This is a genomic window from Caloramator sp. (assembly GCF_020054765.1).
Classification (GTDB): domain Bacteria; phylum Bacillota; class Clostridia; order Clostridiales; family Caloramatoraceae; genus Thermobrachium; species Thermobrachium proteoclasticum.
The window spans coordinates 1-16,079 of the sequence record NZ_JAIHAO010000049.1; the positions used below are offsets into that span (position 1 = coordinate 1).

At 31.1% G+C, this 16,079-nt stretch carries 13 protein-coding genes; 2 read left to right on the plus strand and 11 right to left on the minus strand.

Annotated features, from left to right (window positions below):
* From JG776_RS11145 to JG776_RS11175, 7 genes are all read right to left on the minus strand, one after another.
* A partial coding sequence (locus JG776_RS11145) for a hypothetical protein (RefSeq protein ID WP_291967524.1) occupies positions 1–276 on the minus strand: 276 nt, incomplete at its 3' end.
* A gap of 69 nt (positions 277–345) precedes the next feature.
* Positions 346–837 carry a Csac_0668 family 2Fe-2S cluster-binding (seleno)protein gene (locus tag JG776_RS11150; RefSeq protein ID WP_291967526.1) on the minus strand — a complete coding sequence of 164 codons (492 nt, stop codon included), beginning with the start codon at positions 835–837 and terminating at the stop codon, positions 346–348.
* Positions 838–1,080: 243 nt separating this feature from the next.
* Positions 1,081–1,635, minus strand: coding sequence for a plasmid pRiA4b ORF-3 family protein (locus JG776_RS11155; protein WP_291967528.1), 555 nt, complete (start codon positions 1,633–1,635; stop codon positions 1,081–1,083).
* A gap of 1,103 nt (positions 1,636–2,738) precedes the next feature.
* The gene (gene glmS, locus JG776_RS11160) at positions 2,739–4,550 is read right to left on the minus strand and encodes a glutamine--fructose-6-phosphate transaminase (isomerizing) (RefSeq protein ID WP_291967530.1); all 1,812 of its coding nucleotides are present in this window, start codon (positions 4,548–4,550) and stop codon (positions 2,739–2,741) included.
* A 312-nt stretch (positions 4,551–4,862) separates the two neighbouring features.
* Entirely contained in the window at positions 4,863–6,209 is a 1,347-nt protein-coding gene (gene glmM / locus JG776_RS11165) for a phosphoglucosamine mutase (RefSeq protein ID WP_291967532.1), read from the minus strand.
* A gap of 132 nt (positions 6,210–6,341) precedes the next feature.
* The gene (locus tag JG776_RS11170) at positions 6,342–7,982 is read right to left on the minus strand and encodes a carbon starvation protein A (protein WP_291967534.1); all 1,641 of its coding nucleotides are present in this window, start codon (positions 7,980–7,982) and stop codon (positions 6,342–6,344) included.
* 22 nt (positions 7,983–8,004) lie between these two features.
* A complete protein-coding gene (locus tag JG776_RS11175; RefSeq protein ID WP_291967537.1) occupies positions 8,005–8,502 on the minus strand; it encodes a hypothetical protein in 498 nt (165 codons plus the stop codon).
* A 150-nt stretch (positions 8,503–8,652) separates the two neighbouring features.
* On the opposite strand from JG776_RS11175, the gene JG776_RS11180 reads away from it, so the two are divergent.
* Together JG776_RS11180 and JG776_RS11185 are read left to right on the plus strand one after the other, a co-directional pair.
* Positions 8,653–10,350 (plus strand): histidine kinase, encoded by a 1,698-nt coding sequence (locus tag JG776_RS11180; protein WP_291967539.1) that lies wholly within the window; start codon positions 8,653–8,655, stop codon positions 10,348–10,350.
* Position 10,351: 1 nt separating this feature from the next.
* Entirely contained in the window at positions 10,352–11,134 is a 783-nt protein-coding gene (locus JG776_RS11185; RefSeq protein ID WP_291967540.1) for a response regulator, read from the plus strand.
* Between the two features lie 20 nt (positions 11,135–11,154).
* Here JG776_RS11185 and JG776_RS11190 read toward each other — a convergent pair whose 3' ends face one another.
* From JG776_RS11190 to JG776_RS11205, 4 genes are read right to left on the minus strand one after another with little or no spacing between them, the layout of a single operon-like run.
* Positions 11,155–11,976, minus strand: coding sequence for an HAD family hydrolase (locus tag JG776_RS11190; RefSeq protein WP_291967542.1), 822 nt, complete (start codon positions 11,974–11,976; stop codon positions 11,155–11,157).
* Between the two features lie 14 nt (positions 11,977–11,990).
* Positions 11,991–13,643: an iron ABC transporter permease gene (locus tag JG776_RS11195; protein WP_291967544.1), complete on the minus strand. Its 1,653-nt coding sequence runs from the start codon at positions 13,641–13,643 to the stop codon at positions 11,991–11,993.
* Entirely contained in the window at positions 13,636–14,754 is a 1,119-nt protein-coding gene (locus JG776_RS11200) for an ABC transporter ATP-binding protein (RefSeq protein ID WP_291967546.1), read from the minus strand. The genes JG776_RS11195 and JG776_RS11200 overlap by 8 nt, the downstream gene beginning before the upstream one ends.
* A gap of 56 nt (positions 14,755–14,810) precedes the next feature.
* Positions 14,811–15,842, minus strand: coding sequence for an ABC transporter substrate-binding protein (locus JG776_RS11205; protein ID WP_366934207.1), 1,032 nt, complete (start codon positions 15,840–15,842; stop codon positions 14,811–14,813).
* Between the last annotated feature and the right edge of the window lie 237 nt (positions 15,843–16,079).

The window sequence follows — 16,079 nt, forward strand, 5'->3', positions numbered from 1 at the left end:
TGCATTTTCTACCCATTTTATAAAGTCCCGCTCTTGTGGGATTTTACCGCCATTTTCTGCTATTTGCTGATTTACAGTATCCTCTGCTATTTTTCTAATCTCTTCTTTACCGTTGAAAACCTTTATTACTGCATCTTCAGGTAATTCAATGGTTTTAAGAACTTGCTTTACAGTAAAACCCATTCCCTTTAATTTCTTCACAATTTGAAGTGCACAAGACATTTCTGCTATTAACTGACCTATTTTTCTTGCTTCTTCATGCATATCAATTCCCATGTGCCTTTTCCCTCCCTAAAGTTAACAAGCCGCAATATATAAAAAATGCAGTATTAAATATAACTGCACCTATTTCATGGATAACCCCTTGTCTATTGCCTTCTGAATTATTTCATGACAGCATTTCCCTAATGGGTTATTCTTTAGACACTGGCTGTTTTTCATCGCCCCTGTAATTTCTATAATATCTTTAACTGTTTTTGCACCATGTTTTATTACAGCATCTATTACCTGCTTTTCTGTAACCTTGCTGCAGTAGCAGGCATATTTAGGATTAGCATCTTTTTTAAACCATATAGGCAGTTTCACTTGCTGCTTATTGAATTTAACATTTGATTCTGGATTGTAATAAACAATATCACATTCTTCATTCATGCATATATAATAATCTTTATCTCCGACCAATTCCGTCAGTGTATCCGTTACCAGATGCTTTACTGTAATATTTTTTACTTTGACTCCTGATGTTTTACACACAGGACATGTATTGTCATTTTCTATTTTATTAAGTGATTCTTTTCCCTCACAGCAACAGCAGTTATTTACTTTTTCATTTATCATTTTATATTTCCCTCCGAGATAGATTATAAAATACATCTTTTTTCATAAAGTCTACCCTAAAATTGTATCATGACATCCTAAGCATCTTCCATCCGCTGCTTATAAAACACATTGAAAATACCATAATAAATATGCCTAACAATAAAATAATCCAGCGATATGCAGCATCACTTATCAGTTTCCTGTCTCTTGAAAAATACTACGGAAACATACAAATTCGGATAAAACACGTCCTATGTATTTTTACTTTATCATCTTCAACACATAATTGACTTCATCCACGCTGAATTCTTCAGGGTCAAAAGAACCACCCACCCATTCAAGCATGGATTCATGCTCTGGATGCTGCGGGTCCTGGATTGCTTCAAGGAAATCTTCATATCCCCATGGCCCCCCTACATCTTCAGGCGGACAGTTTCTTTTGCCACCTATACATACTGGATATTTAACGCCTTCTTCTGGGTCAAGCACCTTCTCAACAACAATATCATGTCTCCAGTTATCACCAAAATCGTAAACATATCTGAATTTATCCTTGGGTGCAAAGTTCATACTGCTTAACTTTACCCTTTTTGCACTTTTTACTTCATATCTGCTGTAAAAGTCCCAATCATCATCTTTTTCCCCTATAATCATTTCTCCCAGAGTAAACTCATAAAGGTGGGATTCAAACCATCCCATCGCATACTGGATTATCCTGTGGAGTTTAAAAAACGTGATATCGTCTTTAACCAATACCCTTCTCCAGACAGGAGGCTTTACATCCTTTAATGTTATTTTCAACTGAAGAATTTTCATAATCTCACGGCTCCTTTTACTTGTATTTATGAACTTTCCATTATCAATTATCTAAATACCTGCTCCGTTAACAACTCAAAATCCTCACAAAATTGCTTCCATCATAATTTTATATCAACCTTACACTAGTGTAGGTACCTATATTCCTTACACTATCACTCAATTCATTTAGATAAAACTCTACGGCTACTGTAAGTGCAAAATGCATCAATAAACATTTTGTCGCAATTAAATGATTCAAATATTTCATTATTGCGACAAAATAATGAGACATATGCTTATTTATTAGTTTGACTCCTCTTTAGATAAACAATAATATGCTCCTGTGCTCACGCTTATTTTTTGTAACTAAATGCGACATGATGCATTTTAATTGCATCATTTCTTTGTATAATGCAATAGTAAAACACGGTATTCTATTATCATTATACATTAAATTCTATTTACAAAAATACCTTTACTATTAATATCGGCTTTCATCTTCTCTAAAAATATCCATGCTCACGACCATAATAATAAATTTTCGTTATAACTTTAATTTCATTTTGATAGAATTTTGCCGCTTATGAAACAACTATTCTGTTTCTGTAATTTTTATCCTTAATCTCAATATTTTCTATACTTCCGTGCCCCCTTATAACCTTTCAATAACATAACTTTATTATCCATTTAACACGACTTTATTATTTTTAACACAAGTTTTTTATCTCTAACACAACTTTTTTATTTAACACCTTATCCCTTAAACCTTTTTAGAATAAAACTTAATCCTAACTATGTATATAAATAAAAAACTCATGTCAAACCCCCACCCTCATCAAACCCTTGCCCCTTCTCACCTTAACCCTATTCCCCCAATTCTTTCCATATAAAAACAGGAATAGAGAAAAACAGGGATACGGTTCAAGGGAAAAGGGGAAAGTTTTTATCAATATCTTTCATCAATACTCTCTTCAAGCCCTTTAAAATCAATACCTTCAGCCTTATCCCTTACCCCTTAACCCTAACAATCCTAAAACAAAAATCATGGCTCCAATAAGGTTTTCCACCCTATTTTCACCATGATTTTTTAACATGACTTTTTTATTTTTAACACAACTTTTTTATTCGTGACACGAGTTTTTTTGAGGTATACAACCTCTTTCTACTGCTGCATAGTATGATAGAAGTTGTAGAGGAATTACTGATAAAACTGGTGCAAGTAATGGTAGTGTCTTTGGTATATAAACTGCTTGGTCTACTACCTTTAGAATATCCTCGTGACCATCAAATGCAATTCCAAGTACCTTTGCCCCTCTTGTAACAACTTCCTTAATATTGCTTACCATCTTATCATATAAATCTTCTTGTGTTGCAAGTGCTATTACTGGAACTCCCTTATCAATTAGGGCTATTGGTCCGTGCTTTAATTCACCTGCAGCATACGCCTCAGCGTGGATATATGATATTTCCTTTATCTTAAGTGCACCTTCTAATGCTACTGCAAAATCAAGCCCACGTCCAAGATAGAATATATCCTTATGGTTATAGTTCTTTGCAGCAAACTTTTGTATTTCTTCCTTTCTCTTTAAAACTTCTTCAGCCTTTTCCGGAAGATTTAAAAGCTCATCTCTTATTACTCTGTATTCTTCAACTGACATTTTACCATTTAATCTTGCAAGATATAGTGCAACTATATAAATTGCAATTAGCTGAGTAACATAAGCCTTAGTTGAAGCAACTGCAATTTCTGGTCCTGCCCAAGTATATAGTATATCATCTGCTTCTCTTGCAACTGAACTTCCTACAACATTAGTTATAGCAATTACTCTTGCTCCCCTATTCTTTGCTTCTCTAAGTGCTGCTAAAGTATCTGCTGTTTCTCCTGATTGTGATATTACCATCATAAGTGTTCTTTCATTTATAATTGGGTCTCTATATCTAAATTCTGAAGCAATATCAACTTCAACAGGAATTCTTGCAAGCTTTTCTATAACATACTTTCCAACAAGACCTGCGTGGTATGCTGTACCACAGGCTACTATATAAATTTTGTCTATATTCTTTAGGTCTTCTGCAGTAAGCTTTATGTCATCTAAAACTATATCATCAGAATCTGCTACTATTCTTCTTGTTAAAGTATCTCTTATTGCCTTAGGTTGTTCGTGGATTTCCTTTATCATAAAGTGTTCATATCCACCTTTTTCTGCAGCTTCTGCATCCCAAGTAACGTGGAATATTTCCTTATTTACTGGTAAGCCTTCCTTAGTCATTATTTCAACCTTATCTTTAGTTAAAACAACTATTTCCTTGTCGTTTAGTAAATACACATTTCTTGTATATGCAAGTATTGCTGGAATATCTGAAGCTATAAAGTTTTCTCCTTCACCAAGACCTACTATAAGTGGACTATCCTTTCTAACTGCTACCATCTTTTCTGGCTCGTGTCTGCACACTACTCCAAGTGCATAGGATCCTTCTATTTTATCAAGTGCCTTCATTACAGCCTTTACTATATCGCCATCATAGAAGTAATCTATAAGGTGTGGCACAACCTCAGTATCAGTTTCTGATTTAAATTCATATCCTAAAGTTTGAAGCCATTCTCTAAGCTCAAGATAATTTTCAATAATTCCATTGTGAACAACGCTTATTGTCATATCCTTATTGTAATGTGGATGTGAGTTTACATCTGATGGTTCTCCGTGTGTTGCCCATCTTGTATGACCTATACCTATTGTACCTTCAATTTGATTTTGATTTAATTTATCTTCAAGATTCTTTAATCTTCCTTTACACTTTTCAATATTTATTCCCTTTTCATTTATTATAGCAACTCCTGCTGAATCATATCCTCTATATTCAAGTTTTGATAAACACTCTACTAAGAGTGGCGCCGCTTGTCTTTTACCAATATATCCTACTATTCCACACATATTAAGTCTCCTTCCATTCTGTTTTTACCTGACCTGGCCCCTTTGTCCCTAAAATTGCTTTTAGGTTTTGTCTGGCCGCTTTCGGTGGTCAACCGCAGGGCATCCGCCGATAGCTCGATAAACCCTGTCCTCGTCAACTTACCAATGGTAAGTCCCGGCGCTTTATATATTTTTTAAGCTATATATTTTTTGTTTTTCTCACCTCCCTTTAAGATTTCAAAAACTGCCTCATAAGAGGCAGTTTTACTTATATTATACAAAACTTATTAAAAAAGTAAATTGTTTTTTGTTTATTTAATAAATTATTAAAAATTATTTACTTCTATCCTCTATAAGCTTTGCTAAATTCTTTGCCAGCATATCTATTTCTTCTTGATTTTCTCCCTCAAGCATAACTCTAACAAGTGGTTCTGTTCCTGATGGTCTAATCAAAACTCTTCCTCTTCCTTCTAACATCTTTTCTAATTTTTCTATTTCAGCAACTATAACCTCATCTTCAGTATATGCATATTTCTTTTCATTTGATACCTTTGCATTTACTAATACCTGTGGTAGCTCCTTCATAATTGAAGCAAGCTCTGACATCTTCTTACCACTATTTTTAAGAGTTGCCGCAACCTTAAGTGCAGTAATTAAACCATCTCCTGTTGTATTGTGATCAAGGAATATTATATGTCCTGATTGTTCTCCTCCTATTTTATAACCACCCTTTATCATTTCCTCTAAAACATATCTATCTCCAACCTTAGTCTTTACTGTATTAATCCCTTCCCTTTTACAAGCAATATCAAGCCCCATATTGCTCATTACAGTAACAACAAGAGTATCCTTATCAAGTTTTCCTTGCTTTTTCATTTCACTTGCAACAATTGTCATTATAAAATCACCATTTATTATGTTGCCCTTTTCATCAACAGCAAGACATCTATCTGCATCTCCATCAAAGGCAAGCCCTAAATCACATCCCATATTAACAGTAAAATCTTTTAGCTCATTCATATGAGTTGAACCACAATTTTTATTAATATTTTTTCCATCTGGATTATTGTGTATTACAAAAACTTCAGCTCCAAGTTCCTTAAAGACCTTAGGTGCTATATAATAGGATGCTCCTTCTGCACAATCAAGTGCAATCTTCATTCCATCTAATCTTGTACCTACTACTTCCTTTAAAAATTCTATGTACAAATCAACTGCATCTTCTCTATGTTCTCTAATACCTAAGTCCTCTCCTGTTGGTGAAGGTACATCTACAAGACCGTTATTTATTATCTCTTCTATTTTATCCTCAACTTCATCAGGAAGCTTATATCCATCTTTATTAAAGAACTTTATTCCATTATATTCAACTGGATTGTGAGACGCTGAAATTACAACCCCTGCATCTGCACCAAGCTTTCTTGTAAGATATGCAACTGCTGGAGTTGGAACAACACCAACACAAATTGCGTGTGCACCTACTGACATTATACCCGCAACAAGTGCACTCTCAAGCATATCCCCTGATATTCTTGTATCCTTACCAACTATTATAGTAGGCTTATGAGCTCCCTCTGTTAAAACATAAGCACCTGCTCTTCCTAATTTATATGCAAGTTCTGCAGTAAGTTCAGTATTAGCTATACCTCTTACTCCATCAGTTCCAAACATTCTTCCCATATTTATCCTCCCAACCTATATCAAATTCTAACCTTACTTATAATACCATACAATTAAATAATATTAAAGAGGAAAATCAAACGCCCATAAAAAATGTACTATGACTTAATCGTCATAGTACATTTTTTAAAATTATGCTTTAACATCTGTCTCCTTTGAAGCCTTTGTACCACTTAAAACCTTGTATGTCTCAACTATTAACTCTATCGCAAATATGAATAGTAAAATAGCTATAACAAATAATACATAGTTTTTAGCTTTAAAGAAGTTTATAGTTAAAAATACAAGTGCTGTTAGTGTTACTGCAAACATAAATACCATTGGAATTATTGTCATTATATTCTTCTTCTTGTTTCTTGCAAGCCAAGCAGTTACAGCAAGAAGTGCAAGGGCTGATAATAATTGATTTGCTGTACCAAATATAGGCCATATCTTTTGGTAACCAAACATTAATAACAATGCCGAGAATAAAACTGTCAATAGGGTTGAAATATACATATTATTTAATTTTGATTCCTTACCAAATACTGTTTCTACATATTCTTGGAAGATATATCTACCAAGTCTTGTTGCTGTATCTAAGCTTGTTAATGCAAATGCTGTAAATGCAAGTATTATAAATACTTTACCAACTTCAAAAGGTATTCCTATCTTAGACATAAATGTTGCAACACCTGATGCAAAAATAACCGCTGGCGCTCCCTCTGCCTTTGCAACATATGCAACTGAAATAAGTGCAATTATTGCAAGGAAGCCTTCTATTAACATTGCACCATAGCCTACAAGCTTTGCATCATCTTCCTTATCTATTTGCTTTGCAGATGTTCCTGAACTTACAAGTGAGTGGAAACCTGAAATTGCACCACAGGCAACTGTAACAAATAGTATTGGGAATAGATATTGAACGCCTGCATTTGTAGTTACAGCAAATCCCTTAAAGGCCTCAAGTTGAAGGCTTGGTCTCATAACAAGTATTCCTAAAAATCCACCAATTAACATTGCATAAAGTAGGAATGAATTTAGATAATCCCTTGGTTGAAGAAGTAGCCATACTGGAAGTGTTGACGCTATAAAGATGTATATTAAAAGTATTACATACCACACCTTTTTAGATAAAGCTATAAATGGGAATTTGTAACCAATATATATTGCAAGGAATAAGAAAATCACACCTATAACTGTTGATACTACTAAATTATATCCCCTTCTATAAACTAAAAAACCAAATAAAATTGCTAAAAGTATAAAAAATACTGAAGCTGTACCTGCCGCAGGCCCTGTTTGGAATCCTTGAACCTCTGGATTATATGCAAAGGCTGATGCAACTATATCTGTAAATGCAGCAACAACTAAGATTAAAGTAAGCCAAGCAAATGTATTAAACAGTTTCTTACCCTTTTTACCTACATTTACTTCAATTATTTCACCTATTGACTTACCTCCGTGTCTTATTGATGCAAGAAGTGAACCAAAATCGTGAACTGCACCAAAGAAAATACTTCCTATTACAATCCATAAAAATACAGGAAGCCATCCAAAGATTGCTGCTTGAATTGGGCCTGCAATTGGGCCTGCACCTGCAATTGAAGCAAAGTGGTGTCCTAAAAGTACCTTAGAATTGGTTGGAACATAGTCTACATTGTCAAAATTTGTGTGGGATGGTGTAGGTCTCTTTGGGTCAATTCCCCACTCCTTTGCAAGATACGCACCATAGGTCACATAAGCTACAAGAAAAACTATAATGCCGATAAAGATAAGCCATAAAGAACTCATAAAAAAACCCCCTTTTTTTATTTTAAGGTGTAATTTGATACACCTTTTTAACCCTTTTACCCTCCCTATTGCATACAATATCTTGTCCATTTAAACCTACAGCCAATAGTCTTGTATCAAACCATCCTCTAATTCCAAACAGAAATGTTTTTGAAAGTTTAAATTTTTTTATTATATCTACAGCTTCATCTTTTATCTCATCATATAAAATAATTCCATTTATGTAGGTTGACATATGTATTTTTGTTGGATTTACATATTCCTCTGATACTTTTTTTAAAAAATGCATAAACTCATTAACAGCATTTTCATCAATAAATTCATAATGTTTCACAAAAACATACTCATAATTTTCAAATTTATCTATTATATCATTTTTAGTTAAAAGAGTCCTTGCATTTAAACTATAGTGTTTAGCAAAAAAATCTAATTTATAATTCAAAATCTCTTTATCAAATTCTATATCAAAATGTCTCTCAAATTTTTTTGCTATGTAATTGATATAGTAATTTTTATTCAAAAAAACCCCCCCTATTCTTTTATATATTATCTTCTACAAAAAATTATGATTTCCTGCCTATCAACTATTTATTTTTTAAAAATTAACAATATATAAAATATTATGTTTATTTCTTTTGTTATGGTATAATCATCTTAAGGGGTGGTCACTTTGCAATATAAAAATAGCTTTAAATATGACATAAAAAGAACCTTTATGTTATATACAATACTACCGATTGTTATATTGGCACTTTTATCATATTTAATATCAATTTTTATTTTTATTAATAACACTGCATCCTACAATTTAAAGCAAAACAAATATCTATCAAATTCTTTAAATCAATATTTTAAAAGTTATGAAGATGCATTAATTGACTTCTCAAAAAATACTCTAATTATTAATAATATAAAAACTAAAAATCCAAATGTTGGAACATATCAAATGCTCTATAGTTACATAAATTCAACAGGTATAAAAACCTATTTTTATGTATTCGATGAAAACAAAAATATAATAATGTCAAACACTAACAAAATACCTGTATATACAGAAAAAAATAGATATAATCTTGGCATTTTATCGCGTTTAAGCAATTCCTATCAAAATAAACTAATTGAATGTAACATTGATTCAACTAATTTTCAAAATACAATAACTTTTGGAACAACAATAAAAGAAAATGAAAAAATTATTGGATATTTAACCTTTGATATTTATGCAGACTCTCTTATTAAACACTATATTTCAGATTATGCGTTAATAACTGTTTTAACAGATAAATATGGAAATGTTCTTTTTACAACAAATACATTGCCTATAACTAAACAAGGAAAACTTGAAAATTATATGAAAGATAGTTCAGGTTTTATTAAGTATTTAAAATGCTACTATTTTCTAACCCAAAATAAAATTTATAACAGCGAGTTTAATATATACACAGTTAATTCACTTGCTAATATGATAACTGTTTTTAAAATAATAGGTATTTTGCTTGTTATTTTCATAATTGTTTTAATAGCATTTTTAATGTATTCCTCATTAAAGGTTTCTAAAAACAAAACAAAAGATTTAGATATGATATTAAAGGCATTAGAAAATGTTCAAAACGGCAACCTTGATACACGTCTTAATATTAAGACAAATATTGAATTTAAAACTATTTCAGATGCCTATAACAAAATGCTTGATGATATCAAAAATTTAATTGAACTCAATAAAGAAGAGGCAAAACATAGTATTATATCAGAAATTAAACAATTAGAATCACAGTTTAATCCTCATTTTCTTTTCAATACACTTGAAGTAATAAAATATATGATAAAAACAAATCCTCAAGATGCAACTAAGATGATTTTAAACCTTTCAAAAATATTAAGATATAGTATTGATAATAGTTCCTCTGAAGTAAATGTAATTGATGAATTAAACTATACAACTTCATATTTAGATATAATAAAAACTCGCTTTAAAGAAAAATTTAATTATCATATAAAAGTAGACAACCATCTTTCAAATTGTTTAATACCTAAGCTAATATTTCAACCTATGATTGAAAATTGTATTGAACACGGATATCATGGTGATAATACCCTCTATATAGATATAACAATAAAAAACAGAGACGATTTTTTAATTGCAAAAATAAAAGATAATGGAGCAGGAATTAACAAAAATAAATTAGAAGAAATAAAAAAGATATTAAAAAATTATCAAAACAATAGCAATCATTTAGGTATATATAATGTACATAGAAGAATACAGCTTTTATATGGTGATAAGTATGGAGTTGAAATTAATAGTATTGAAAATATCGGAACTGAAGTAACCATAACATTACCTTTAATTTTAAAAAAGGAGTGTTGATATGTTTAAGGTTGTTATAATAGAAGATGAAGAGATTATAAGAAATGGTCTTGTTCTCACTATAGATTGGCTGTCTATGGATTGTACTATTGTAGGAACAGCATCAAATGGAATTGAGGGATTAAATTTAATAAAAGAACAAAAACCCGATATAGTAATAACAGACATAAAAATGCCCGTAATGGATGGAATTGAAATGTTGAAGAAAGCTACAAAAGAAGCATCATTTTATAGCATTATTTTAACAAGTTATTCAGAATTTGAATATGCAAAACAAGCAATCAGCCTTAAAGTATTTGAGTATATTTTAAAACCTATTGATGAAGAGGAACTTATTAAAACAATAAACAATATTAAGCAGGAAATCAAAAATAGCATTAAAAATAAAATAGAATTAAATAACCAAACTGTTGTTGATATTGATTCATATATAATAAACAGCAAGGATAACTATTATGTAAATCAAGCATTACTTGAGATAAAAAATAACTATAATAAAAAAATATCACTTGAAGGTATATCCGAAATGCTTGGAGTTAGTCCAAGCTATTTAAGTAGAAAGTTCAAGGCAATAACTTCACAGACTTTTATGGACATTTTAAACCAATATAGAATTAAAAAATCAATAGAGCTATTAATATCTGGTAAATACAGAGTATATGAAATATCTGACTTGGTCGGGTTTGGGGACTATAAAAATTTCTTTAACACATTTAAAAAATATCTAAATATATCTCCTACTGAATTCCTAAAACAGGAGGATAAAAGGCTGTATAGTAAATAAAAATACTATACAGCCTCTTTTTATAGACTTATAAACTCTGGTATTACTTCATTTATTAATGTAGCAACAGCATTGTTGTCATTGCTTACAGTTATACATTTTGCAGCTTTTTTTAAATCCTTATGAGCATTTTCAGTTGCAACACCAAGAAATGCCACTTTTATCATTTCTATGTCATTACAATAATCACCTATTGCAACTACCTTATTTTGATTAATCTCCATTAATTTAATTAACTCCTTTAATGCACTTCCCTTTGATACTCCAAAGGGTAAAATTTCAAGATATCTATCAGTAGAAAACATACAATTTAATTTATTTTTTGGTATAATACCTTCTATTTTTTTTAATATACTTTTAAGCATTTCATTTTGTCCATTGAAAATAACTTTAAGCCAATTTTCCTGTACAATATCCAAAACATTTGCTAATTCATAAGGTTGTTTCTCATTTATAACATATGGGTCAATATAACTTGTACCTGATACTATATACATCTTTCCAACTGTAAAAATCTGTACACAAATTTCACTATATTCATATAAAATATCTCTAATTATATAAGCTAAAATACTATTATCCAAACAAGCATACTTTATAAATTTTTCATTTTTAAAATCATAAATTGCTGCACCATTATATAGGATAGCTGGACAGTTTATTGGTAAATCTTTGATGAAGGGTCTTATATTTAGCTCTGTTCTCCCTGTAGCAACTGTGAATAGTCCTCCCTTATCAACAAAATACCTTAATGTCTCTATATTCTTCTTTGAAATATTTTTATTAGAATCCATCAACGTACCATCTAAATCTGATACAACTAATATGCCCTTAAAATCCATAGGTCGTCCTCCTATTATATGCTAATATTTTTGCTGCCTGTTAACTTAAAGAATATAAGTAATGAAACAATTGTTGTAGCTGTTAATATTGTTGAAAGTGCTGCTGCTGTACCATAACTTGCCCTTACAACTTCTGTATAAATTGTTACAGACATTGTTCTTGTATTTGATGTATATAATATAACTGATGCACTTAATTCATTTATTACTGTAATCCAGCTTAAAATGGCACCAGATAGGACTCCTGGAAGCATCATTTTTGCTGTAACTTTAAAGAAGGTTTTAACTGGTGAACAACCAAGACTAATAGAAGCCTCCTCAATGCTTGGACTTATTTGATATAGTATTGCCGCACTCGACCTTAATGTATAGGGTAGTCTTCTTATTACAAAAGCAATTATCATAATAGTAGCTGTACCACTTAGAATAATATATCCTTTATTAAATGCAAGTAAAAGTGTAATTCCAAGAACTGAACCAGGAATGATGTATGGAAACATTGTGACTGTATCTATTATTGTTGTAATGGTACTTTTTCTTCTTGTAGAAATATAGGCTGTTAGCATTCCAATAAGAATAATAACAACAATTGCTACCAGTCCATAAATATATGTGTTTGCAATTGATTTTCCTAATCTACTAAATACTGTTCTATAACTCTTTAAAGAAAATTCGTGTAAGAACATTGCTCCCCTTGTATTTAAAAACGAAGTATAAATTACTGTTATTTGCGGTATTATTGATAATATTACTATAAAATAAATAAATATATGTGCTAAATAGTTTCCAATACCCTTCAATTTCCCAGTCTGTATCGGCCTAAGTGAACTCATAACATAGGACTTTTTATTTATTATATATCTTTGAATTAAAAACATTAATGATGTTATAAATACCATAACTGTAGCCATTGCAGCAGCAAAATTTGCCTGTCCGCCAACTTCACTTATAAATTCTGAATAAATTAGAGTTGGCATTACATTATATCCTTCTCCTATTAAAACAGGTGTACCAAAATCTGCAATTGCATTCATAAATACAAGTAATCCTCCAGCAAGTAGTGTTGGCAATATTAAAGGAATAATAACAAAGACTAATTTTCTTGATGGTTTTGAACCTAAACTCTCTGCAGCTTCAATTAATGATGAATCTATCTTCTTTAAGGCACCAGATACGTATAAATAAATAAATGGATATAATTTTAATGTTAACACCAGTAGTATTCCTGCGTACCCATAAATCGTAGGAATGTTCAAATTAAGATACTGCTTAAAAAATTTGGTAACTACCCCACTTCTGCCGCAAAGTAAAACCCAAGAATATGCCCCTATAAAAGGAGGAGAGAGCATAGATATTATTATTAAAATTTCAAGAAGTTTTTTACCCTTTATATTATGTGCTGTCATCAAATATGCAATTGGAAGACCTATTATTATTGATAGTAGTGTAACACTTGTAGCCGAAACAATGCTGTTTATTAATGCTTGATAGTAATACTTTTTACTAAAAAACTTTTGAAAGTTTGATAATGTAAATTTAGATGTTAAAGGCTCCTTAAAGGCATCTATGAAAAGTGTTGTTAGAGGATATATCAAAAATAGAGTAAACATAACTAAAATCAATAGAGTAACTATACTCCAAAAATCGCATTTTATCTTCTTATTCATATAAAATCACATCCTCTACTAAATTTACACTTCCATCTTCATCAAAAACATTAATCCTTTTTAAATCTGGCTCTAAATAAACTTCATCATTCTCTTTTAAAAATATATTCACATCTGAAATGTGTTGAACAAACTCACATACTTTGTTTTCTCCAAATACAATATCATCGTTTAACCTAAATTCATAATTTATAAACTTTCCAAAGAAAGTTCCCTTTAAAATCTTTACTTTAAGACCTTTATTAGAAATCTTTAACTCCTCTGGCCTTATTGATACAACAACACTTTGTCCATCCTTTACGTTCTTTTTTAAATTATCCATTTTTATTTTAAATTCATTATTGAATACAATATACTTATCATCATTTTCAAACTTAATTTTTGCCTTAATTAAGTTTGAACTTCCTATAAAAGTTGCAACAAATATATTAGTTGGACGTTTATATATTTGACAAGGTGTACCAACCTGTTGAACTACTCCTTCCTTCATTACAGCAATTCTATCAGAAATTGCAAGAGCCTCCTCTTGGTCGTGTGTTACATAAACTGTTGTTATGCCTATCTCCTTTTGTATATCTCTAATGACACTTCTCATTTCAACTCTTAATTTTGCATCCAAATTAGATAGTGGTTCATCCATAAGAAGAACATTAGGACGAATTACAATTGCACGTGCAAGAGCAATTCTCTGTTGTTGTCCGCCAGATAGCCTATCTGGAAGTCTATCCTTATAGTCATACATTTTAACAGTCTTTAGCATTTCTTCAACTCTTTTATCACTTTCAGCTTTTGGTATTTTTCTCAATTTCAAACCATATTCAACATTTTCTTTTACTGTCAAGTGTGGGAAAATTGCATAATTTTGAAATACCATACCTATATTTCTCTTGTAAGCGGGTATTTGATTTATTACTTCATCATCAAATTTAATATAACCTCCATCTATACTATTAAAACCTGCTATCATTCTTAATAAAGTCGTCTTACCACATCCTGAAGGGCCAAGCAGTGTAAAGAACTCACCATTTTTTATATCTAAAGATAAATTAGGTATAACAGTAGTCTTTTCATATTTTTTAACTACATTTTCAATCTTTATAGCTACGCTCACATCTATACCCCCTTAATAATTAGGCCCACAACAAACGTCGCAGGCCTTAATTTTTTTTATTTACTACTTGTGAATATATCTTTAAACTTATCAAGCCATTCCTGTTTGCTCTTATTTACAGTTGCCTCATCATCCTTAATTAGATTCATTTCATTTAAAGCCTTAAGACCTGATGCAGCAGGAACATCCTTTCTAACTGAACGTCTGCATAGTTGATTTGCAATTAAAGTTTGGACTTCCTTGCTTGTTACAAAATCTATAAATTTCTTTGCATTCTCTAAGTTTTTAGCACCTTTAATGATTTGAACAGTGTCTGGTTTTGCAATGACACCTTCCTTCATATATATAACTTCTACAGGTGCACCATCCTTTACATATTTTGCTGCTGCTTCTTCAAATGTTAGACCTACTGTATATTCGCCATCAGCAACTCCTTTATATACTGCTGATGAACCACTTAGAAGTTTACCGTCTAAATTCTTACATAGTTGTCCAACATATTCCCAGCCCTTATTTGGGTCACCTTGTCCCATTGCATATAACATATTTACAAGGTGTTCAAAGGATGAAGAAGACTTTGATGGGTCAGCAAATGCAATCTTCCCCTTTAGAGCAGGATTTAGCAAGTCTTGATATCCTTCAATTTTGATATTTCCAATTAAATTCTTATTTACCATAATAACACTTGGAATCATTGTAAATCTTGTTATCATACCCTCTGTATTCTTGCAGTCATCTAATACTGCATCTTCGTTTTTACTCTTATATTCTTGGAAAAAGTCCTTCTTTGGTTTTACTGTTGACAGAGATCCCCCCCATAGCACATCACCTAATGGATTATCCTTTTCAGCTTCAATTCTCTTTAAAAGTTCTCCTGTTCCTGCAGTAACAACTTCTGCAGTAATGCCAGTACTTTTTTCAAATTCAGCAACGATTGGGTTTATGAATTCAACAGGATGTGGACAATAAATTACAACTTTTTTTGATGCATTATCAGTATTACTTGTTGTTTGTGTTTTTAAATTAGAACAGGATGTCAATGAAAACATCATTACAGCACTTAGAGCTAAACCTAAAATTCTTTTCACACTCAATTCCCCCTTTGATTTTTTCTTACTTTAATATTAACAAGTTTGAATATTCTGAACAATCCAAATAATTATATAAATATCCAAAATTTTGACCTAATTTATAAAGGTTCTATAATAAATGTTGGGGCGTAGCCCCAGCATATTTTTTTACAAAAAAATATGCACCTGTTTTAGATGCCTGGTAAAATTAAATTAACTACAAAAATATTACCTGAAAGGAGGCATCCTACAAGT

Excerpts from the sequence above, each read along its gene's own strand:
- JG776_RS11150 (WP_291967526.1), bottom strand. The coding sequence starts at position 837 with ATGATAAATGAAAAAGTAAATAACTGCTGTTGCTGTGAGGGAAAAGAA.
- JG776_RS11155 (WP_291967528.1), bottom strand. The coding sequence starts at position 1,635 with ATGAAAATTCTTCAGTTGAAAATAACATTAAAGGATGTAAAGCCTCCT.
- glmS (WP_291967530.1), bottom strand. The coding sequence starts at position 4,550 with ATGTGTGGAATAGTAGGATATATTGGTAAAAGACAAGCGGCGCCACTC.
- glmM (WP_291967532.1), bottom strand. The coding sequence starts at position 6,209 with ATGGGAAGAATGTTTGGAACTGATGGAGTAAGAGGTATAGCTAATACT.
- JG776_RS11170 (WP_291967534.1), bottom strand. The coding sequence starts at position 7,982 with ATGAGTTCTTTATGGCTTATCTTTATCGGCATTATAGTTTTTCTTGTA.
- JG776_RS11185 (WP_291967540.1), top strand. The coding sequence starts at position 10,352 with ATGTTTAAGGTTGTTATAATAGAAGATGAAGAGATTATAAGAAATGGT.
- JG776_RS11190 (WP_291967542.1), bottom strand. The coding sequence starts at position 11,976 with ATGGATTTTAAGGGCATATTAGTTGTATCAGATTTAGATGGTACGTTG.
- JG776_RS11195 (WP_291967544.1), bottom strand. The coding sequence starts at position 13,643 with ATGAATAAGAAGATAAAATGCGATTTTTGGAGTATAGTTACTCTATTG.